The following is a 19,616-nucleotide window of genomic DNA, read 5'->3' as shown; positions in this document are numbered from 1 at the left end:
TTCTGTCCCCATTAGGCTGGACAGATGACAGATTGGCAGGCTTTCACCGTCGAAACCGATGATCACGTCGCCCGCGTGACGCTCACCGGGCCGGGCAAAGGTAATGCGATGGGCCCGGATTTCTGGCGGGAACTGCCGGAGATCTTCCGCGGCCTCGACGCCGACCCCGAGATTCGGGCGATCGTGCTCACCGGATCCGGGAAACACTTCTCCTACGGCCTGGACCTACCCGCGATGAGCGGCACCTTCGGCCCGCTGATGGCCGACCGCGCGCTGGCCGCGCCGCGTACCGATTTCCTCGCCGATATCCGCCGTCTGCAGGCTTCGATCACCGCGGTCGCCGAATGCCGCAAGCCGGTGATCGCCGCGGTCTCCGGCTGGTGCATCGGCGGTGGCCTGGATCTGATCGCCGCCGCCGATATCCGCTACGCCAGCGCCGAAGCCAAGTTCAGCCTCCGCGAGGCGAAGGTCGCCATCGTGGCGGACGTGGGCTCGCTACAGCGGCTGCCCGGAATCATCTCGGAGGGGCATCTACGCGAGCTGGCCTTCACGGCCAAGGACATCGACGCCGCGCGGGCCGAGAAGATCGGCCTGGTCAACGATGTTTTCACCGACCAGGACGCCGCACTGGAAGCAGCCCATGCGACCGCGCGCGAAATCGCCGCGAACCCACCACTGGTGGTGCAGGGTGTGAAGGACGTGCTGGGACAGCGCAATTCCGCCACGGTCACCGAGGGCTTGCGCTACGTCTCCGCCTGGAACGCAGCCTTCCTCCCCTCAGAAGACCTGACCGAAGCCATCCAAGCAGTATTCGAAAAGCGCACCCCCGAATACAAGGGCCGATAGCCCCCCAAGTAACCCACTGAGTCGAGTTCTACGTAACCCAGTGAGTCGAGTTCTGCGAGACACCCAAAGGGTTGAGGCCGTCTCGCCGTTCAGGCCTCGAAGCGCATGCGCCGAAGGCGCGAGTCTCGAGGCCTGAACGGCGAGACTTCAGGGCCTCAACCCCCGCGCGCGCCAGCGCGCCAAAAACACAGCACCTTGGCGAGCCGGTCCGCTTCTCGCGTTTGCGAGCCGGTCCGCTACTTGTGTTTGCGAGCCGGTCCGCTACTCGCGTTCGCGAACAGGTCCACTTCTCACCTTCGCGAACAGACACAGTCTCCCTGCTCGGAGCAGAAACCCGAGCCCGGGCGAACGACGTAACCACTGACCTGGTGGTGCACCGTCCACCCGAGCTCCGTGCAGGCCTCAGCCCGTCCGGCTTCAGTGCCCTTGTTCTTGCAGACGCTTGAAGGACGCCTCGATCTCGACCTCGGCTTCCGCCCGGCCCACCCATTCGGAGCCCTTGACGAACTTGCCGGGCTCCAGGTCCTTGTACCGCTCGAAGAAGTGCTTGATCGCAGCCAATTCGAACTCCGGGACATCGGCGAGGTCCTGGATATGATCCCAACGGGGGTCGCCGGCCGGGACACAGAGGATCTTGTCGTCGCCGCCCGCCTCGTCTGTCATCCTGTACATGGCGACAGGGCGCGCTTCGACGATCACGCCCGGGAACACCGAATCCGGCAGCAGGACGAGCGCGTCCAGCGGATCGCCGTCCTCTCCGAGAGTGTTCTCGATGTAGCCGTAGTCGGCCGGGTAGGCCATAGAGGTGTACAGGAACCGGTCGAGGCGCACCCGCCCGGTTTCGTGATCGACCTCGTATTTGTTGCGCGAACCCTTGGGGATCTCGATGGTGACGTCGAACTCCACGCCAGCTCCTTTCGCTGCTCTCACGATGCGCCGTGGTGCCCGGTCTCGCCGCCGCACCCGGTTGTTCGCCGAGAACGGTAGCCGAACACCGATATTGTTGTCGGCGGGCACATGGGTTCAGTGGGGCTCGGGTGTGATAGCTGGGGACAAGGGAGAAGACGGACAACGTGGTGGTGCAGGGCGGCAGCAGTATGAACGGTTCGGCCGGGCGCCGGCGCCGCGGCGTACGGACATGGTTGATCATCGTGCTGGTGGTGCTGGCCGGTGCGGTGGCGGTAGCCGCCGCGATCCTGAAGCCGTGGACGCCGGAGTTCCGGCGCGGTGGCCTCACTGTCGCCGCGCCGCCCGCTCCGGTGGTGGTGTCGCCGGAAGTCTCACCCGCCCTGGATACCGCGCCGGCGCCGAGCCCGGCGGGGATCGCGGCGGCGCTCGGTCCGGTGGCCGCGAGCCCCGACCTGGGTGGTTTCGCCGGGTCGGTCACCGATGCCGCGAGTGGCACCGTGCTGTGGAGCGAACGGGCCGACGAGCCGCGGGTGCCGTCGTCGACGGCCAAGATCATGACCACCGCGGCGGCGCTGTTGACGCTGCCCGCCGAACAACGGGTGCAGACCAAGGTCGTGGCGGGGGCCTCGCCGAACGAGATCGTGCTGGTGGCCGCGGGTGATCCGACGCTCACCGCGCAGCCGGGCGGCGAGGGGTACTACCCGGGCGCCGCGAGTCTGCTGGATCTGGCCGGTCAAGTGCGCGAGGCCGATATCCGGGCCGACACGATCGTGGTGGACACCTCCGTCTATTCGGGTCAGACCATGGCGCGGGGCTGGGATCCGATCGATATTCCCGGCGGGTCCATCGCGCCGCTCGAGCCGGTGATGCTCGATGGTGGCCGGCTCGATCCGGCGGGTGAGTATTCGCCGCGATCGGGGAGCCCGGCGCTGGATGTGGGCCGTCGACTGGCCACCGAACTCGGGCTCGACCCGGCCAGGGTCCGGCTCGGTACGGCGCCGCAGGGCACCAAGCGGCTCGGTGAGGTGGCTTCGGCACCGCTGCGCGACCGCCTGCGCGACATGATGGTCTATTCGGACAATGTGTTGGCCGAGACCATCGGCAGGGAGGTCGCGCAGGCGACCGGGCGGCCGATGTCGTTCGAAGGAGCCGCGGCCGCCGTGGCGGCGGTGCTCGCCGAGCACAACTTCGATATGACCGGGGTGACGATGTTCGACTGCAGCGGGCTCTCGGTGGACGACCGGATTCCGGCTCGGTTGCTGAACCAGATCCTGACTACCGCTGCCGGGCCCGAGCCGGAAGCCGAGGCGACCGTCAGCGCGCCCGCTCCGCTCGTGCCGCCTCTCGGTGCGGGCGCGGGCCGGCAGACCCGACCCGAGAGTGCCGCCGATACGTTGTCCGGCCGTTTGGTGCCGATGCTGGACTATCTGCCGGTCGCGGGTGGTACCGGCTCGCTGAGCAGCCGGTATGTCACGCAGAACCAGGTCGGTGCCGGGTGGGTGCGCGCCAAGACCGGAACTCTGTCGGTGGCCAGTACGTTGGCTGGTTACGTGCTGGATCGTGACGGCCGGGTCCTGACCTTCACGCTGATGTCGAGCGATCGGCCGCCGGAGGTCAGCAGGCCCGCATTGGATGCCGTCGCGGCCACGTTGCGCAACTGTGGATGTTCCTGACGGCTGGAGGGCGCATGACGATTCGACAAGGTCCCGACGGGCCCGGCGCCCGGACCGTGGCCGAGGCCGAGGGATCCGACGACGAGCGACGTACGTTCTCGGGGTCGGTGGATTGGCGTTGGGCGGCCCGTACCGGTGCCGTATTGGTACCGGCCGGCCCGCGGACTCCTCGCCCGCTCGCGGAGCAGGCCGTGGCCGAACTCATCGAGGCTTCGGTGCGCGCCGAGGCGCCCGTTCGCGCGGTGACCGGCCTGCTCGACGATCAGCCCGTACCGGCGGCCCGGATCGTCGACCGGCCGGGCTGGATCGCGGCGGCGGCCGATTCCATGGCGCAACTGACCGGTACCGGCACCGATGCACAGTCCGGTCTGCTCACCGGTAAACCCGCCGGGGTGCAGGTCGGTGCCATGCTGGCGTTCCTGTCCACCGCGATCCTGGGTCAGTACGACCCGTTCACCGGCCCCGACGGCACGCTGCTGCTGGTGGCCCCCAATATCGTCGGGGTCGAGCGGGTGCTGGGGGTCGCACCGAGCGATTTCCGGCTCTGGGTCTGCCTGCACGAGGTCTGCCACCGGGTCCAGTTCTCGGCCTCGCCTTGGCTGGCCGGGTATATGCGGGACAACGTCGAAGTGCTCGGCGAGATCGGTGACGAGGCCACTACGGAGATGCTGTCCCGGCTGCTCACGGAGTTGAAACTGCGGCGTAGCGGCCAGGCTCCGGACGATCCCGCCACCCGTGGCGTGGTGGGGCTGCTGCGGGCGACTCAGCCGCCGGAACAGCGCGCGGCGCTGGACCGTCTGCTGCTGTTGGGCACATTGCTGGAGGGGCATGCCGATCATGTGATGGATGCGGTGGGGCCGAGTGTGGTGCCGTCGGTCGAGCAGATCCGGATGGCGTTCGACAGGCGCCGGACCCGGCCCGCCAATCCGGTGCAGCGCCTGCTGCGGGCGCTGCTGGGTATCGACGCGAAGGTGGCCCAGTACGTGCGCGGTAAGGCTTTCGTCGACGAGGTGGTGGGCACTGTCGGAATGGAGCGGTTCAACGTGGTGTGGACCGATGCGGACACGCTGCCGCGTACCGACGAGATCGACGAACCGCGGCGCTGGATCGCCCGAGTCCTGGACTGAGCGGGTGCGTCCCGCCGAACAGCGGCCGATCCGGTTACCGGAGACACCCGCGGTACTGGGTGTGCGCCATGCTCTCCGGGCGTGGCTGACCGGTTTCGGACCCGAGGATGGGCGGGTGGCCGTGGCGCTTTCGGGCGGGGCGGATTCGCTGGCCCTCACCGGTGCCGCGCTCGCCGAATCCGCGGAAGTGCATGCCCTCGTTGTAGATCACCGGTTGCAGGCCGGGTCCGATGAGGTGGCGGCGACGGCCGCGGCGACGGCGCGCATCCTCGGCTGCCGCTCGGTGCGGGTACTGCCCGTCGATGTGACCGGGCCCGGTGGGATGGAGGCCGCGGCACGGGCCGCGCGCTACGCGGCGCTGGACAGCGCGCGTGCGGGTTTGCCGGTACTGCTCGGCCACACCCTCGACGATCAGGCCGAAACCGTGTTGCTGGGTCTCGGGCGGGGGTCGGGTGCGCGTTCCATCCAGGGGATGGCGCCGGACGACGCCCCGTGGGGCCGGCCGCTGCTGGGGGTCCGGCGGGAAGCGACCCGGCAGTTCTGCGCGGACCTCGGCCTGACCCCGTACGAGGACCCGCACAACAACGCACCGGAGTTCACCCGGGTTCGGCTACGCACCGAAGTGCTGCCACTGCTCGAGGATGTACTCGGGGGGACCGCGGCGCTCGCGCTGGCCCGGACCGCCGAACAACTACGCGACGACAACGCCGCCCTCGACGGGTTCGCCGGCGAGCTGCTGCTGCGAGCTGGGGCCGGGGCGCCGGAGTGCGAGGTGCTGGCGCCGGCGGCTCCCGCGGTGCGGCGGCGGGCGGTGCGGGCGTGGCTGCTGGCCCACGGTGTGCCGGCGGTGACCGCAACACATCTGCGCGGAATCGATGAGCTGGTGGTGGCCTGGCGCGGGCAGGGTGGGGTCGCGGTGAGCGGCGGTGAGCGGGGGACCCGGTTGGTCGTGATTCGCGAGCATGGCAGGCTGACACTTGCCCGCACCGATCGGGAGCGCCGATAGCGAAGGGAAACCAGTTGACGTGTACGGGGACGATATCGATTCGGTCCTGATCACCGAAGAGCAAATCGCGGTGAAGGTCAGTGAACTGGCCGAGCTGATCGCCAAGCGGTACCCGGCCGACGCGCCGGAGGGCGATCTACTGCTGGTCGGCGTGCTCAAAGGCGCGATCTTCTTCATGACGGACCTGGCGAAGGCTCTGCCCATACCGACGCAGCTGGAGTTCATGGCCGTCTCGTCCTATGGTTCGTCCACATCGTCCTCGGGTGTGGTGCGCATCATGAAGGACCTGGACAAGGACATCGCCGGCCGCAACGTGCTCATCGTCGAGGACATCATCGACTCGGGCCTCACGCTGTCTTGGCTGATGCGCAATCTCTCCACCCGCAACCCCGCCTCGCTCGAGGTGGTGACCCTGCTGCGTAAACCGGATGCCCTGCGAACTCAGGTCGAGGTCGCCAATGTCGGGTTCGACATTCCGAACGAGTTCGTGGTCGGTTACGGACTCGACTACGCCGAGCGGTACCGGGATCTGCCTTATATCGGCACCCTGCATCCGCGGGTCTACGGCGGCGAACAGGCCTGAACCGCGTGTGGGGGTGGGCGGTTTCCACCCCCACACGCGGGTTCAGGAGTATCAGGCCGGGATGGCCGGCGGTGCCGCGAAGCCCCCGGAAACGGCCCGCTCACCGAATTCGAGGATGGTCGGCCGGGAGTCGTCGGCGCGCCAGGCGACCGCGAGTTCGCACGGCGGCAGTCCGGTGACGGGGCGCGCGGTGAGTCCCGGCCAGCGGTACATCGGCACATTGTTCTCGGCCAGCAGGCACAGCCCCAGCCCCAGCCCGACAGCCTCGAGGCGATCCTCGGGGGTGGCGGCTTCCGCGCCGATGGTGGCGGGACGGCCGTTGCGGGCATCGTTGCCGAGCCAGAAATCGCGGACCGCGCCGGCTTCGGCGGGCAGGGCGATGAACCGTTCGTCGAGCAGGTCCGCGAAATCGATCATTTCCTGACCGGCGCGAGGATGGTTCTCCGGTAGGAGCACCCAGCGGCGCTCGGTCCGCAGCACCTGCCAGCGGTAGCGGTTGGGATCGGGTAACGGAAGCCAGACCAGCGCCAGATCGGCTTGGCGACCGGCGAGCCCGCTGGATGAGTCGGTCCAGGCGGCGGGGTGCAACGCCAGTCGGTGGCCGCTGGCGCTCTCGAGATCGTGCAGCAGTCCGCGGCCCAGCGTCGATTGCAGGCCGACGCGCAGTACTTCGCCCGCCTCCTGGAGTGAGCCGTTGGTGGTCTCCCAGAGTTCCAGGATCTTGCGGGCGCCGCTGAGCAGCTCCTTACCCGCAACCGTGAGCGCGACACTGCGCTGGTTGCGATCGAACAGGACCACATCGAGCTGACGTTCCAGCTGTCGGATTTGACGCGACAGGGTCGGTTGGGCGATGTGCAGCCGCTGGGCGGCGTTGGTGAAGTGCAGTTCCTCGGCGACGGCGACGAAATACCGCAGATCGCGCAAATGCGGGTCCATAGCACCTTGCTATCAGAATCGTTGCTGAATTTCCAGCCCTAATTTGTTCGGTGGGTCTGCATACCGGGCCAGAAACAGTCAGCAGGTTTGTTAGTGACAGCTTATGGGGCGGCGCGGTGATGTGCATCATGAGTTCTTCGCATCGCCGACTGTCGGCCGTTGCCGGGCGAAACAACGTAAAATGTGCGGCGTTTGTCGTGGTAGAGCTGTTCGTCCAGCGTGTGCTGCCACCTCGGCCGATGGGATCCCGAAACGCTGTGGGGGCTGTCGCGGGTGCGGGTTCCGTGACCCTCTCCCCTCGACCACCCCCGTCAAGTGACGTTGATCACAATATGGTTTCGGTACGGTTTCGGTACGCGCAAGCGGGCGCCGCGGCCCGTTACCGGCGAGCCGCGGCGCGGTGCGCGGCCGGGTCTCAGTCGCCCCGGACGCGCTCTTCGTAGGCTTTGCGTTCATCGGCGTCCACATCGTCGAGGAAGGTCTGCGCCGATCCCATCGATCGACCCAGCGCGTCGCCCACCGACTGCGGCAGCAGATTCACGAACACCGACATGGCGCCCGCCGCCCGGGTGACCCGCGCCTTGGACCGGGGCTTGGCGATGAGCCGGACCACCGCCGCGGCGATATCCTCCGGTTCCGCCGCGGGTAGGCCCTTCGGTGCCGCCACTCCGGAACCGAGCTCGGTATTGGTCAGCGTCGGCAGCACCGACGAGAAGGCCACACCCGTGCCCCGGTACTCCTCGCGGAGCGTATCGGTGAAGCCGAGCACCGCGTGCTTGGAGGCGTTGTAGGTGGCCAGACCCGGGATATGCGTCTCGCCGGCGAGTGAGGCGATATTGATGATGTGTCCCTTCCCGCGCGCGAGCATGCGGGCCAGGGCGATCTTGGATCCCAAGATCACGCCGTAGACATTGATTTCCAGGATTCGACGGGTGACCTGGTCGGTTTCCTCGACCAGCCGTCCCGTCGGCATGATGCCGGCATTGTTGATCAGGACGTCGATCGGCCCGACTTCCCGTTCCACATCGTCGAGGAACGTGGTGAAGGACTGGATATCGGTCACATCGAGCCGGGCGTAATAGTCGAAATCGTGGTCGTTTCCCGATTCCTTGACCGTTCTCTCGTCGATATCGCCGATCGCGATCTCGGCACCCAGTTTCTTCAGGGCGACGGCGGTGGCCAGTCCGATGCCCCGAGCACCGCCGGTGATGACAACTACCTTGCCGCGAATGGACTCGGTCTTGCTCACCGGTTGTCTCCCTTGAGTCGCAGCAATGCGCCGATATCGATCCGGCGCATTCCGCGCGCTCCGGCCGCGCGCATGGCACCCAGCCCGATCAGGACCTTGTTGAGGTCGTAGGGCATCCAGGTGAGTTCGCGCTCCTGGGTGGGCAGTATCGGTGTGGTGATCGCCTTGGCCCGGCAGTACTTGCGCACCCCGTTCGGGCCGCCCCAGCGGGCACCGACGCCGGAATCGCCCCAGCCGCCCATCGGGAGCGCGAAATTGAACAGGTTCGCGAAGACATCGTTGATATTGACCGCGCCCGCGTTCAGCGCCCGGGCCACTCGTTCGCCGCGCGCCTTGTCCCCGGTCCAGACTGTCGCAGACAGTCCGTACACGGAGTCGTTGGCCAGCCGGACGGCCTCCGCCTCGTCGACCACCTTCATCACCGGCAGGGTCGGTCCGAAGGTCTCCTCGGTGATACACGACATGCTGTGGTCCACATCCACGAGAACTGTGGGTTCGAAGAAGGTGCCCACACCCGTACGCTTACCGCCGGTCAGCACCTTCGCGCCCGCGGCCACCGCCTCGTCGATATGCCGTGTGACTATGCCGACCTGGCTCTCGTTGGCCATGGCGCCCACATCGTTGCGCGGAGTGCGATCGTCGCGACCCTGTCGCAGGGCCTTGACGTTCGCGGTCAGTTTCGCGACGAACTCGTCGTAGACGGGTTCCTCCACATAGACCCGTTCCACCGAGATGCAGACCTGCCCGGAATTGAACATGCCGCCGAAGGCGATCCCGTGCGCGGCGCGGTCGAGGTCGGCGTCGGCGAGCACGATCGCCGGATCCTTACCGCCGAGTTCCAGGCTGTAGGGAACCATCCGGGCGGCGCACGCGGCGGCGATCCGGCGGCCGGTCGCGGTGGATCCGGTGAACTGGATGTAATCGGCGTGCTCGACCACCGCCGCGCCGGTAGTGCCCGCGCCGGTGACCACCGAGAGCACCGGAGGCGCACCGATCGCGGCCCAGCCGCGGGCGAGTTCGAGCGCGGACAGGGGAGTCACCTCGGAGGGTTTCAAGATCACCGCGGCGCCGGCGGCCAGGGCCGGGATCACATCGAGCAGCGGCATGGCCAGCGGGAAATTCCACGGAGTGATCACACCGACCACCGGATACGGCTCGAATACTGTGGTCAGCCGTTTCACCCGGGCCAGCGGACTGTGCGGGGCGGGATGTTCGTCGGCGAGGAATTTGGCGGCACGGCGCGCGTAATAGCCGATGAGGTCGCTGCCGAAGATCGGGTCGATGAGCGAATCCACCCGCGGTTTACCTGTCTCGGACTGCAGAACATCGGCCAGCACCTCGGTGTTGTCGATGATCCAGTCCTGGAGTTCGAGTAGCCATTCTTTGCGCTTGTCGGCGCCGATGGCCTGCCATTCGCGCTGGTGCTCACGGAGCTCGGCGATGGCCGTGACGACCTGCTCGGCGGACATATCGGCTACCGAGCCGACCACCTCGCCGGTGGCGGGATTCAAGACTCGGATCTCCGAGTCCGCGGGCGTATCCACGGTTTTCGCCATGGCATCGGGTTGTCCCGATTCGGTTTTGGTCACTGCGTTCTCCCACTGCGTCGTGCTCGGAACCGCTGTGGCTGACAAAATGTGAATCAGCTCACCGGTTCGATCGTGACACACTGTGCGAGACACCGCGCCCGGTCGCGGTGTCCGATGCCGGGATCTACTGGGGTTCGCGAGCCAACCGGCGCAGTGGCGGCTCGGTTGCCGGGGGCACCCGGCGGTCGGGTAATTCGGCGAGCAAATCGGTGGTGGCTGCCGCGACGGCGGCGACGGCTTTGTCCACCGCGGGTTTGGTGGCCGAACTCAGCCCGGTCAGCCCACCGACTTTGCGCACATACTGCAGTGCGGCGGCATAGATCTCCTGCTCGGTAGCGGCGGGTTCCAGACCTCGCAAGACGGTGATGTTTCTACACATGAATGCACATTAGCGCTGGAACAGGGCCGGTGACAGGGCAAGGAACAAATGTGAAAACACATTGCCCGGACCGGCGGGTGGCCTTGGACCTAGACTCACGGTATGGCTGCTGCCGGATTGCCCACGCCGACCCCCTTTCCCTATCCGGAGCTCGACAAGCGCGAGGAAGACCATTGGTCCGGTGCGCAGATCGAGGACGATCGCCTGCGCGCGTTGTCGCTGGGCGCCTTCTACTCGGCGCGCTGGGACGCCTTCCACGATGCGCTGCTGCTGGGCCCGGAACGCGATCATCCCCTCGGCGACCGGCGTGAACTGGCTATCGACACCCTCACCGGCGCCTGGGGCATCACCGACGGCACCGAGGCCCGCGCCTCCATGGAACAGCTGCTCGAAGGTATGCACGCCCCGCTGTACGCCCTGGTGCATCCGCTGGTCACCGCTTCGCTGAATGCCAGCGAACGGGACCGGTTCGGCGAGCGCGCCGATCGGCACCGCGCCTTTCTACGCCAGGTCGCCTCGTTCCGGGGTATCGACAATTCCGAGGCGCTGGTGCGTGACTACGACATCTGGTCCCAGGCGATCAAGATCGGCTTCACCGATCATCTGTCCCGGCCGCTACCCGCCGATATCCACGCCTGGGACCTCGCCCGGGTGGTCGCCGTCGCGCGCATGTCCTATACGGCCGGCTATATCGAGAACGATGTGGCGTGGGACTACCTGGGCCGGGCGCTGCCGTTGGCCCAGCGCAAATACCGCAACTGGCGGCAGTTCGGGGACGCCTACCTCACCGGCTGGACCTATTGGCAAGCCTGCGAGGACTTGGCCGAACTGAAGGACGGCGGCGTCGATCGTCGCCAGGAACTGCTGCGCCTCTGGTTCCGCCCTACCAGCCCGTGGCGCCGCATCGGCTTGTCCTAGGACCGGAGACGCAGGGGGTAGGCCGAACGGTACGACACCTCAACGCTGTCGGTACGACACCTCAACGCTGTGCGGACCGGTCGGCCGATGGGATCACGCCCGGCCGGTTCGACCGGCCGGGCGTCGGTCAGATACCCGGCAGTGAGCGCAGGATGCCGCGGCCGTAGCGCTGGAACTGGGTGTCGTCGACCATCCCCAGCGAATGCCGCTCGACCAGCAGCTCCCACTCCGAGTACAGGTGCGAGACGCTGGGATCGGCCGGACCGGCCGATCCGTTCACGGCAACCAGTCGCACGGCGAAATTGATCGCACACGCAACCCGCTCGGAGTCGGCGCGATCCAGTGCGGTGAAGTACATCGTCGTATTACCGTCGTGCACTTCCACCAGGGGCCGGCGGTTGCGCACTCGGATGTCCTCGACCACCGAAACGGTCTCCTCGGTGGCACGGGCCCGCATGATCACCGGAATCGGCAGGTCGTGGGCATATGCCTCGGTCGCGCCGAGTGAGACCAGCAGCAGACGCGCCGTGGTCACCGTGAGCAGGCACGGATCGTCCTCGCCCACCGGCGGGTGGGCAACGACACTCGCGGTCTCCAGCACGTATTCGTCATCGGTCAGGTATCCGGCCAGATCGGCCACGGTCGATTCGTCACGCCCGGCCGCCGACATCCGGCGCACCGCGCGTTCCACGTCCGCGCGCACCGGCCCGTGGTCGGTCCATTCGGTGGGCGGTGCCTTCAATTCGGGGGCGGCGATATCGATCCGCTGCGCGGCCAGGATCTGGTCGTTGATCCTGGAGACGATCCCGGCGGCCGCGGGGACATCGTGTTCCGCGATCAGCACCGGCAGCGGGGTCCGGTCGGCGGGGACGCCGACCAGCACGGGCGTCGGGTAGCGCAGATATATCTCGATGACCACCGCATCATCGGCTCGCCGGCTGAGTCGTACCTCCAGCAGGTCGGTCACCGCGACGTCGAGGACACGTTCGCCGTCGCTCTCGGTTTCGCCGTCGGCACCGGGACGCAGGACGACCAATCGCCCTTCACCGTGCCGCACGATCGCTGTGGGTGTCCGTAACTCGACTATGTCCATACCCCCTGCTCGGGTCGTACGCGATCATCATCGGACCTACATGCGTGCCATGATTGTGATCACTACGAGATATCACAGAACACGACCCCGGGAACCACCGTGGTTTTCCGGCCGTTTACCTCTTGAACTGCATCACCAGCCGAACCACTGGCTTGCGACGAGTCAGGAAGCGCGATGTATCGACTAGACCGTACGCGGTAACGTGGCATGTCCGCACCCGAATCCGCCCACCGGGCGGTAAGGATGTGGGTTGCGCCGCCCGAGATCGACGCATCGCTAGGCAAGAACGCGGAGACGCCTGAAAGGACTGGCCGCCCGGCCGACGCTTTATGAACCGCAAGACTGTGTTTCGTACCCTGGCGATAATCGCGGGCATTCTGCTCGTGATCTATCTGTTCAGTTACTTCGGCAACGACACCCGCGGCTGGCAGAGCGTCGATACGTCGGTGGCCGTCAGCCAACTCGCCGACAAGGAGAACGTCGCCAACGTTCAGATCGATGATCGCGAACAGCAATTGCGGATCGAACTGAAGAACGGGAACGACGCCACCCAGGGCGCCGACAAGATCATCGCGAAGTATCCGGGTGGTAGCGATACCTCGGCCCAGATATTCAAGGCCGTGCAGGATTCGGGCGCCCCGTACAACACGGTGGTCAAACAGGAGAGCTGGCTCACCCAGATCCTGCTGTTCGTGCTGCCCATGGTGATCCTGCTCGGACTGTTCATCTTCGTGATGTCGCGGATGCAGGGCGGCGGGCGCGGCGGCATGATGGGCTTCGGGAAATCCAAGGCGAAGCAGCTGTCGAAGGATATGCCCAAGACCACGTTCGCCGATGTGGCCGGTGCGGACGAGGCGGTCGAAGAGCTCTACGAGATCAAGGACTTCCTGCAGAACCCGGTGCGCTACCAGGCGCTGGGCGCCAAGATCCCGAAGGGTGTCCTGCTCTACGGTCCGCCCGGTACCGGTAAGACGCTGCTCGCGCGCGCGGTCGCCGGTGAGGCGGGCGTACCGTTCTTCACCATCTCGGGCTCCGATTTCGTGGAGATGTTCGTCGGTGTCGGCGCCTCCCGCGTGCGCGACCTGTTCGAACAGGCCAAGCAGAACAGCCCCTGCATCATCTTCGTCGACGAGATCGACGCGGTCGGCCGACAGCGCGGCGCCGGACTCGGCGGCGGTCACGACGAACGCGAACAGACCCTCAACCAGCTGCTGGTGGAGATGGACGGCTTCGGTGACCGCACCGGCATCATCCTGATCGCCGCGACCAACCGCCCCGACATCCTCGACCCCGCGCTGCTGCGACCCGGCCGGTTCGACCGGCAGATCCCGGTCAGCAACCCCGACCTGGCCGGTCGCCGCTCCATCTTGCGGGTGCACTCGCAGGGCAAGCCCATCGCCCACGAGGCCGATCTCGACGGGCTGGCCAAACGGACCGTGGGCATGTCGGGTGCCGATCTGGCCAATGTCATCAACGAGGCCGCGCTGCTCACCGCCCGCGAGAACGGCACCACCATCACCGGTGACGCGCTCGAGGAATCGGTGGACCGGGTGATCGGCGGCCCGCGCCGCAAGAGCCGGATCATCAGCGAACACGAGAAGAAGATCACCGCCTACCACGAAGGCGGCCACGCCCTGGCTGCCTGGGCCATGCCCGATATCGAGCCGGTATACAAGGTGACGATCCTGGCCCGCGGCCGGACCGGCGGTCACGCGATGACCGTGCCCGAGGACGACAAGGGCCTGATGACCCGGTCGGAGATGATCGCCCGGCTGGTCATGGCCATGGGCGGGCGCGCTGCGGAGGAGTTGGTCTTCCACGAGCCCACCACCGGTGCCTCCTCCGATATCGATCAGGCCACCAAGATCTCGCGTGCGATGGTCACCGAATACGGGATGAGCGCCCGGCTCGGTGCGGTGCGGTACGGCCAGGAGCAGGGGGACCCATTCCTCGGCCGGTCCATGGGCACCGCCTCGGATTATTCGCATGAGGTGGCCGGCGCCATCGACGAAGAGGTCCGCAACCTCATCGAGGCAGCGCATACCGAAGCGTGGGCGATCCTCAGTGACTACCGCGATGTACTCGACGAGCTGGCGATGGCACTGCTCGAGCGCGAAACGCTGCACCGCAAGGATCTGGAAACCATCCTGAGCGCCGTGCAGAAGCGGCCACGCATCACCGCGTTCAACGACTTCGGCGATCGGGTGCCGTCGGACAAACCGCCGGTCAAGACCCCCGGTGAGCTCGCGGCCGAGCGCGGCGAGCCGTGGCCGCCGCAACCTGCGGTCCCCGCCGGCATCGCCCCGCGTGATCCGGCACCGGCCGGAAGCGTTCCGCAGTCCGCGGGTTTCCCGGGCGCCGTCCAGCAGCCGGGCTACGGTCAGCCGCCCACCGGGTACCCGGCACCTCAGCCCGCTCCCACTTATCCCCGGGGCGCCACCCACGGCTCTCGCCCCGATTACGGCGCTCCGGCGGGCTGGTCTGCGCCCGGGTGGCCCCCGCGCGAGGAACAGCAGAATCCACCGGCCGACCGCGGCTACGGCGGTGGGCAGGAACAGCCCCGGCAACCGCATCCCGACCAGAATCCCGGCGGCCACCGCAACGAGGGCGGGGGATCGCCCTACGACCGTGGACAGGGCGAATCCGGTTACGGCCCCGGTGAGGATTCCGGCCGTGGCGGACCGCACTCGTGGGACAGCCCGAACGGTCGGCAGTAACCCGTCGCCGATTACGCTCGGACGGGTTCGGCGCCCGGTGTGTACTGCCGCGCCCGAGATGTGGAGGTGTCCTCGAATGTCGACCGATCGGCAGACCAACGGCCGGACGGCCGGTATCCCCGCTGAGCTGGGGGAAAGTGACGAGCCCGACTCGGAGCTGATCGCGCAGCACACCGGTAGACGGTTCGATCAGCCGCGAGCCGAGGCCGCGGTGCGCGAACTGCTGCTCGCGGTCGGTGAGAACCCGGACCGGCCGGGGCTGCTCGATACTCCCGCCCGGGTCGCCCGTGCCTACCGTGAAATGTTCGCGGGGTTGTACGTGGAACCGGACGCGGTGCTGAACACGACCTTCGACGAAGAACATCAGGAACTCGTCCTGGTTCGCGATATCCCGATCTACTCGACCTGCGAACATCACCTCGTGTCCTTTCACGGTGTCGCCCACGTCGGCTACATCCCCGGCCCGCACGGCCGGGTGACCGGCCTGTCCAAACTGGCGCGGCTGGTCGACCTCTACGCGAAACGCCCCCAGGTGCAGGAACGGCTCACCAGCCAGGTCGCCGACGCGGTCATGCGAAAACTGGACCCGCGGGGCGCGATCGTGGTGATCGAGGCCGAGCACCTGTGCATGGCCATGCGCGGAATCCGCAAACCCGGCGCCAGCACCACTACCTCGGCGGTCCGCGGGATCCTGCAGACCAACTCGGCCTCGCGTTCCGAGGCCCTCGACCTGATCCTGCGCAAGTGAGCGACCAGCGAACGGCCGCCACGGTACCCACCCTCAGCGGGGTTCGTCCCCGGCCGGGTGTGGATCCGCGTCCGGGCCGGTCGTGCGTGGTGATGGGCGTGGTCAACGTGACCGGCGATTCGTTCTCCGACGGGGGGCGCTACCTCGATCCGGAGCGGGCAATCGAACATGGGGTCCGGCTCTACGAAATGGGGGCCGACATCATCGATGTCGGCGGTGAGTCGACCCGGCCCGGTGCTGTCCGGGTCGATGTGGAGACCGAGGTCGAACGGGTGGTCCCGGTGCTACGCGGACTGGTCGCCGCCGGTATTCCCACCAGTGTCGACACCATGCGGGCCCGAGTTGCCGAGGCGTCCATCGCGGCCGGGGTGACGGTGATCAACGATGTGTCCGGCGGTCGCGCCGATCCCGCGATGGCCGCGGTAGTCGCCGCCGCCGATATCCCGTGGATCCTCATGCACTGGCGGGCTGCGTCGGATTACCGGCACACCGGTCCGGCGGACCATTACGAGGATGTGGTGTCCGAGGTGCGTGCCGAGCTCGGGGTCCAGGTGCAACATGCGATCGACGCGGGTGTCGATCCGGCGCGGATCATCCTGGATCCCGGTCTGGGTTTCGCGAAAACGGCGGAGCACAACTGGGCTCTGCTGGGCGCTCTGGATCTCTTCGTCGCCGACGGGTTCCCGGTGCTGATCGGCGCGTCACGCAAACGGTTCCTGGGATCGCTGCTGGGCGATGCCGACGGGCCGCGCCCACCCGGTGGCCGGGAGACCGCGACCGCCACCGTTTCCGCCTTGGCGGCGTGGCACGGGGCCTGGGGTGTGCGGGTCCACGACGTGCGCGGTTCGCAGGACGCCGTCGCGGTGACCGACGCCTGGCGCGGCGCGCAGCGGCCGGGAACGCCGCGGTGAATACGCCGGCACCCGGCCCGGACCGGATCGAGCTGCGGGGGCTGCGAGTTTTCGGTCGGCACGGAGTCTTCGAGCACGAGCGCCGCGACGGACAGGAATTCGTGGTGGACTTGACCGTCTGGTCGGATTTCGGCACAGCGGCGGCCACCGACGATCTGGCGAATACCGTCGATTACGGGGCGCTCGCGGAACTGGCCGTGCGGATCGTGGCCGGGCCGCCCCGGAATCTGATCGAAACCGTCGCCACCGAGATCGCCGAACGGGTCCGCGCAGTGCCCGGCGTCGCTGATGTCGAGGTGGTGTTGCACAAGCCCGCCGCACCCATTCCGCACAGTTTCGCCGATGTGCGGGTGGTTACCGCCGGTGGCCGTGGGCAGGGATCCCCATGACGCGGGCGGTGCTCTCGATCGGTTCGAACATGGGGGATCGGCTCGAACTGTTGCGCGGTGTCGTCACCGGGCTCGGTACCCGGGTGCGCGCCGTATCGCCCGTGTACACCACCGCGCCCTGGGGCGGCGTGGAGCAGGAGGATTTCCTCAATGCCGTGCTGGTGGCCGAGGACCCGGGTTACCGCTGCCGTGATTGGCTCAGGCACGGGCAGCGACTGGAAACGGCGGCCGGCCGCGAGCGGGCGGTGCGGTGGGGTGCCAGGACCCTCGATGTAGACATCGTCTCCTGCGCCGAGCCGGACGCCGGCGGCTTCCGTGCGCTGCACAGCACCGATCCCGAGCTCACGCTGCCGCATCCACAGGCGCACAACCGGGCGTTCGTCCTGATCCCTTGGCTCGATGTGGAACCCGATGCGACCCTGGCCGTCGAGGGGACTGAACGCAGTGCGCGAGAACTCCTGATGGAGCTGGACCCCGCCGAGCGCGCGGGTGTCCGGCGCACGGAATTGGCTCTCCTACCCGCTGCGGGGACGGTGCGGTGATGCGATACCTCCGCCTTCGCTGCGGCCTCCGCGGACCGCATGTACCCGGTACGAAGGATGTGTGGTGATGCGATACTTCCGCCTTCGCTGCGGCCTCCGCGGACCGCATGTACCCGGTACGAAAGAGGTGTGGTGGCTTTCGGGGGCAGCGGTATGAACAACAGTGGCGGCCAGGGCGGCGGAGACGACGGTGGGGGCATGAAGCTCAAACCCACCCGCGTCCGGGAGTTGCTGGCCAATATCCTGATCGCGGCGGTGATCGCATGGGTGGCGACTCGGCTGGCCTACGGGAGTTTCCCGCCTATCTCCACCATCGCCGGGGCTTCGCTGTATCCGGTGGCGCTTCTGGAGGCAGCCCTCGGTTTCTATATCCGGACCCGGGTGAGCAGCCGTCAGATCGGCGCCGATCTGCGCCAGCTGCATCCGATCACCGTCGCCCGCGCACTCGCGCTGGCAAAGGCTTCCGCTCAGGTGGGATCGCTGGTGGCCGGGGTGTGGCTCGGATTCCTGCTCTGGATCTTCCCGCAACGCGGCGATCTACGTGCGGCCGACGCGGACTATCCGGGCGCCCTCATCGGCTGCGGTGCCGGTATCGCACTCGCGGTGGCGGCGCTGTGGCTCGAATACTGTTGCCGCGCTCCCGACGACCCGACCGACGACCCGGCCCCCTCGTAGGCCTCGCGACCGTGATCCATCCCGCCCATTCCGACCTGGGCGGTGGTGAATATCGCGGCTACCCTTGCGGGCATGGTTTCACCGTCCCGCAGTAGTACTTCCTCGCGCGGCCGGGAAGATGTGGGCAAGCTCTTCCTCGGCGCACTCGTCCTACTGGGCCTGGTGGCCAGCGTGTTTCTCGTTTTCAGCGACAGCCTGGAATTCATCCGGGTGGGTTTGGTGGTCGCGCTGTGGGCCGCGGTGCTCGGTGCGTGGGCGTCCGGCAGATACCAGGCGCGGATGCGCGATCTGCGGCAGATCTACGAGCTGGAACTCGAGCGTGAGATCAGCGCCCGCCGTGAGCACGAAGTCGGTGTCGAATCGCGGGTGCGTTCGGAACTGGGCGCCGAGGCGACGGAAATGGCGGCATTGCGCGCCGAACTCACAGTGTTGCGGCGGCAGTTGGAGCGACTCTTCGACGGCGACCTGCCGGAGGAGCGGCCCGCACTGCGTGCGTCGGCTTTCCGGATCCAGGAACTGCCCGGCGCCGAGGACAAGGCGACGGGGCTTACGCCCGGCTGGCAGGGATCGGACGAGGGCGAGCGGCGGGCGGTGGATGCCTGGGCGAATGCCGCGGCGAGCTGGTCGCATGCCGCCGATGGCTGGGCCGAGGCCGAAGCGGAGGTCGGTGATATCACCGAGCCTGCCGGTGATATCACCGAATCCGGCGGCGATCACGGCGAGCGCAATTCGGTGACCCCGGTCTACGAAACCGACTATCCGGGCCGCCCGCGGTTCGCGAGCCCCGACGATGCCCCGGTCACCGCGGAGACGGCGATCGTTCGGCTCGACGACGATCCGCCCTATGAGCCGTCCGCCCCTGATATCTCCGGGCCGAGCTGGGCGGACGCCTTCACCGAGGTGTACGACGAAGCGGATACCGAAGGCGAGGACACCTACGGTCCGCGGCCCGATGAACCCTTCTACGGCCCGCCGTCGCCCGATACCGGCCCGCCGCTGTCCGATACCGGCCAGCCGATGAACGACAGCAGCGGGCCGGACTCCGACCCGCCGGTGACGGATGTATCCGAACCGCCCGTCGGCGACAAGTCCGTCGACCGAAAGCCCCGCGAATCGGCCGTGCGGGCGACGGTCGCTCTCTTCCCCCGATCGGCGAATTCGCGGCGTCGCCGCACCCAGACCGATCCCGGCGGGACCCGGCGCCTGTCGGTCGCCGAGATCATGGCGAATCTGCGTCAGGAAGAGGAGCAGCGCAGCTCCTGAAGTGCGGCGTATATCACCCGGGGCGCCCATGGCGCATCGGCCGGAGCTGGTCCTATCCTCGAC

Annotated in this window: 19 protein-coding genes; 13 read left to right on the top strand and 6 right to left on the bottom strand. The window is 67.6% G+C overall.

Annotation, left to right across the window (positions count from 1 at the left end):
* Window positions 1-24 precede the first annotated feature (24 nt).
* Window positions 25-846, top strand: a complete 822-nt coding sequence (locus OG405_RS24245) for a crotonase/enoyl-CoA hydratase family protein (protein ID WP_327148738.1) — start codon at window positions 25-27, stop codon at window positions 844-846.
* A 417-nt stretch (window positions 847-1,263) separates the two neighbouring features.
* On the opposite strand, the gene OG405_RS24240 is transcribed toward OG405_RS24245, so the two are convergent.
* Window positions 1,264-1,752, bottom strand: a complete 489-nt coding sequence (locus OG405_RS24240; protein ID WP_327148737.1) for an inorganic diphosphatase — start codon at window positions 1,750-1,752, stop codon at window positions 1,264-1,266.
* A gap of 191 nt (window positions 1,753-1,943) precedes the next feature.
* Here OG405_RS24240 and OG405_RS24235 point away from each other — a divergent pair, with 191 nt between their 5' ends.
* The 4 genes from OG405_RS24235 to hpt are packed head-to-tail and all read left to right on the top strand — an operon-like array spanning window position 1,944 to window position 6,144.
* Window positions 1,944-3,428 carry a D-alanyl-D-alanine carboxypeptidase/D-alanyl-D-alanine-endopeptidase gene (locus OG405_RS24235; protein ID WP_327152487.1) on the top strand — a complete coding sequence of 495 codons (1,485 nt, stop codon included), beginning with the start codon at window positions 1,944-1,946 and terminating at the stop codon, window positions 3,426-3,428.
* A 14-nt stretch (window positions 3,429-3,442) separates the two neighbouring features.
* The gene (locus OG405_RS24230) at window positions 3,443-4,555 is read left to right on the top strand and encodes a zinc-dependent metalloprotease (protein ID WP_327148736.1); all 1,113 of its coding nucleotides are present in this window, start codon (window positions 3,443-3,445) and stop codon (window positions 4,553-4,555) included.
* A 4-nt stretch (window positions 4,556-4,559) separates the two neighbouring features.
* A complete protein-coding gene (gene tilS / locus OG405_RS24225; protein WP_442790599.1) occupies window positions 4,560-5,561 on the top strand; it encodes a tRNA lysidine(34) synthetase TilS in 1,002 nt (333 codons plus the stop codon).
* A gap of 19 nt (window positions 5,562-5,580) precedes the next feature.
* The gene (gene hpt / locus OG405_RS24220; RefSeq protein WP_327148735.1) at window positions 5,581-6,144 is read left to right on the top strand and encodes a hypoxanthine phosphoribosyltransferase; all 564 of its coding nucleotides are present in this window, start codon (window positions 5,581-5,583) and stop codon (window positions 6,142-6,144) included.
* 51 nt (window positions 6,145-6,195) lie between these two features.
* On the opposite strand, the gene OG405_RS24215 is transcribed toward hpt, so the two are convergent.
* The 4 genes from OG405_RS24215 to OG405_RS24200 all read right to left on the bottom strand — a co-directional run bounded on the left by OG405_RS24215 (window position 6,196) and on the right by OG405_RS24200 (window position 10,297).
* Complete coding sequence (locus OG405_RS24215; protein ID WP_327148734.1) at window positions 6,196-7,080, bottom strand: LysR family transcriptional regulator; 885 nt, start codon at window positions 7,078-7,080, stop codon at window positions 6,196-6,198.
* Between the two features lie 415 nt (window positions 7,081-7,495).
* Complete coding sequence (locus OG405_RS24210) at window positions 7,496-8,329, bottom strand: SDR family oxidoreductase (protein WP_327148733.1); 834 nt, start codon at window positions 8,327-8,329, stop codon at window positions 7,496-7,498.
* A complete protein-coding gene (locus OG405_RS24205) occupies window positions 8,326-9,885 on the bottom strand; it encodes an aldehyde dehydrogenase family protein (protein ID WP_327152485.1) in 1,560 nt (519 codons plus the stop codon). Before OG405_RS24205 ends, OG405_RS24210 begins: the two co-directional genes overlap by 4 nt.
* Before the next feature lie 157 nt (window positions 9,886-10,042).
* A complete protein-coding gene (locus OG405_RS24200) occupies window positions 10,043-10,297 on the bottom strand; it encodes a DUF2277 domain-containing protein (RefSeq protein ID WP_327148732.1) in 255 nt (84 codons plus the stop codon).
* A 102-nt stretch (window positions 10,298-10,399) separates the two neighbouring features.
* Between OG405_RS24200 and OG405_RS24195 the strand changes: the two genes are divergently transcribed.
* Window positions 10,400-11,215, top strand: coding sequence for a DUF1266 domain-containing protein (locus tag OG405_RS24195; RefSeq protein ID WP_327148731.1), 816 nt, complete (start codon window positions 10,400-10,402; stop codon window positions 11,213-11,215).
* Window positions 11,216-11,342: 127 nt separating this feature from the next.
* Here the strand turns inward: OG405_RS24195 and OG405_RS24190 are convergent, their stop codons facing one another.
* Entirely contained in the window at window positions 11,343-12,308 is a 966-nt protein-coding gene (locus OG405_RS24190; protein ID WP_327148730.1) for a hypothetical protein, read from the bottom strand.
* Window positions 12,309-12,637: 329 nt separating this feature from the next.
* Here OG405_RS24190 and ftsH point away from each other — a divergent pair, with 329 nt between their 5' ends.
* The 7 genes from ftsH (at window position 12,638) to OG405_RS24155 (ending at window position 19,553) form a co-directional block, all read left to right on the top strand.
* On the top strand, window positions 12,638-15,025 hold the full coding sequence (ftsH, locus tag OG405_RS24185; RefSeq protein ID WP_327148729.1) for an ATP-dependent zinc metalloprotease FtsH: 2,388 nt from the start codon (window positions 12,638-12,640) through the stop codon (window positions 15,023-15,025).
* 76 nt (window positions 15,026-15,101) lie between these two features.
* Window positions 15,102-15,773: a GTP cyclohydrolase I FolE gene (gene folE / locus OG405_RS24180; protein ID WP_327148728.1), complete on the top strand. Its 672-nt coding sequence runs from the start codon at window positions 15,102-15,104 to the stop codon at window positions 15,771-15,773.
* 92 nt (window positions 15,774-15,865) lie between these two features.
* Window positions 15,866-16,684, top strand: coding sequence for a dihydropteroate synthase (gene folP, locus OG405_RS24175; RefSeq protein ID WP_327152484.1), 819 nt, complete (start codon window positions 15,866-15,868; stop codon window positions 16,682-16,684).
* The gene (gene folB / locus OG405_RS24170) at window positions 16,681-17,073 is read left to right on the top strand and encodes a dihydroneopterin aldolase (protein WP_327148727.1); all 393 of its coding nucleotides are present in this window, start codon (window positions 16,681-16,683) and stop codon (window positions 17,071-17,073) included. The genes folP and folB overlap by 4 nt, the downstream gene beginning before the upstream one ends.
* The gene (gene folK / locus OG405_RS24165) at window positions 17,070-17,615 is read left to right on the top strand and encodes a 2-amino-4-hydroxy-6-hydroxymethyldihydropteridine diphosphokinase (RefSeq protein ID WP_327148726.1); all 546 of its coding nucleotides are present in this window, start codon (window positions 17,070-17,072) and stop codon (window positions 17,613-17,615) included. Before folB ends, folK begins: the two co-directional genes overlap by 4 nt.
* A 198-nt stretch (window positions 17,616-17,813) precedes the next feature.
* Window positions 17,814-18,290: a DUF3180 domain-containing protein gene (locus OG405_RS24160; RefSeq protein WP_327152483.1), complete on the top strand. Its 477-nt coding sequence runs from the start codon at window positions 17,814-17,816 to the stop codon at window positions 18,288-18,290.
* A 72-nt stretch (window positions 18,291-18,362) separates the two neighbouring features.
* Complete coding sequence (locus OG405_RS24155) at window positions 18,363-19,553, top strand: DUF6779 domain-containing protein (RefSeq protein WP_327148725.1); 1,191 nt, start codon at window positions 18,363-18,365, stop codon at window positions 19,551-19,553.
* The last annotated feature ends 63 nt before the right edge of the window (window positions 19,554-19,616 follow it).

Origin of the sequence: Nocardia sp. NBC_01329 (assembly GCF_035956715.1) — a bacterium.
Lineage (GTDB): Bacteria > Actinomycetota > Actinomycetes > Mycobacteriales > Mycobacteriaceae > Nocardia.
Note: the sequence above shows the minus strand (reverse complement) of the source record. Positions and strands in the feature narration are given on the sequence as shown.

Coding starts and splice junctions, on each gene's coding strand:
- OG405_RS24155 (WP_327148725.1), top strand. CDS start 18,363: ATGGTTTCACCGTCCCGCAGTAGTACTTCCTCGCGCGGCCGGGAAGAT.
- OG405_RS24235 (WP_327152487.1), top strand. CDS start 1,944: ATGAACGGTTCGGCCGGGCGCCGGCGCCGCGGCGTACGGACATGGTTG.
- OG405_RS24160 (WP_327152483.1), top strand. CDS start 17,814: ATGAAGCTCAAACCCACCCGCGTCCGGGAGTTGCTGGCCAATATCCTG.
- OG405_RS24245 (WP_327148738.1), top strand. CDS start 25: ATGACAGATTGGCAGGCTTTCACCGTCGAAACCGATGATCACGTCGCC.
- folE (WP_327148728.1), top strand. CDS start 15,102: ATGTCGACCGATCGGCAGACCAACGGCCGGACGGCCGGTATCCCCGCT.
- ftsH (WP_327148729.1), top strand. CDS start 12,638: ATGAACCGCAAGACTGTGTTTCGTACCCTGGCGATAATCGCGGGCATT.
- folK (WP_327148726.1), top strand. CDS start 17,070: ATGACGCGGGCGGTGCTCTCGATCGGTTCGAACATGGGGGATCGGCTC.
- OG405_RS24190 (WP_327148730.1), bottom strand. CDS start 12,308: ATGGACATAGTCGAGTTACGGACACCCACAGCGATCGTGCGGCACGGT.
- OG405_RS24195 (WP_327148731.1), top strand. CDS start 10,400: ATGGCTGCTGCCGGATTGCCCACGCCGACCCCCTTTCCCTATCCGGAG.
- OG405_RS24230 (WP_327148736.1), top strand. CDS start 3,443: ATGACGATTCGACAAGGTCCCGACGGGCCCGGCGCCCGGACCGTGGCC.
- folP (WP_327152484.1), top strand. CDS start 15,866: ATGGGCGTGGTCAACGTGACCGGCGATTCGTTCTCCGACGGGGGGCGC.
- OG405_RS24205 (WP_327152485.1), bottom strand. CDS start 9,885: ATGGCGAAAACCGTGGATACGCCCGCGGACTCGGAGATCCGAGTCTTG.
- OG405_RS24215 (WP_327148734.1), bottom strand. CDS start 7,080: ATGGACCCGCATTTGCGCGATCTGCGGTATTTCGTCGCCGTCGCCGAG.
- OG405_RS24200 (WP_327148732.1), bottom strand. CDS start 10,297: ATGTGTAGAAACATCACCGTCTTGCGAGGTCTGGAACCCGCCGCTACC.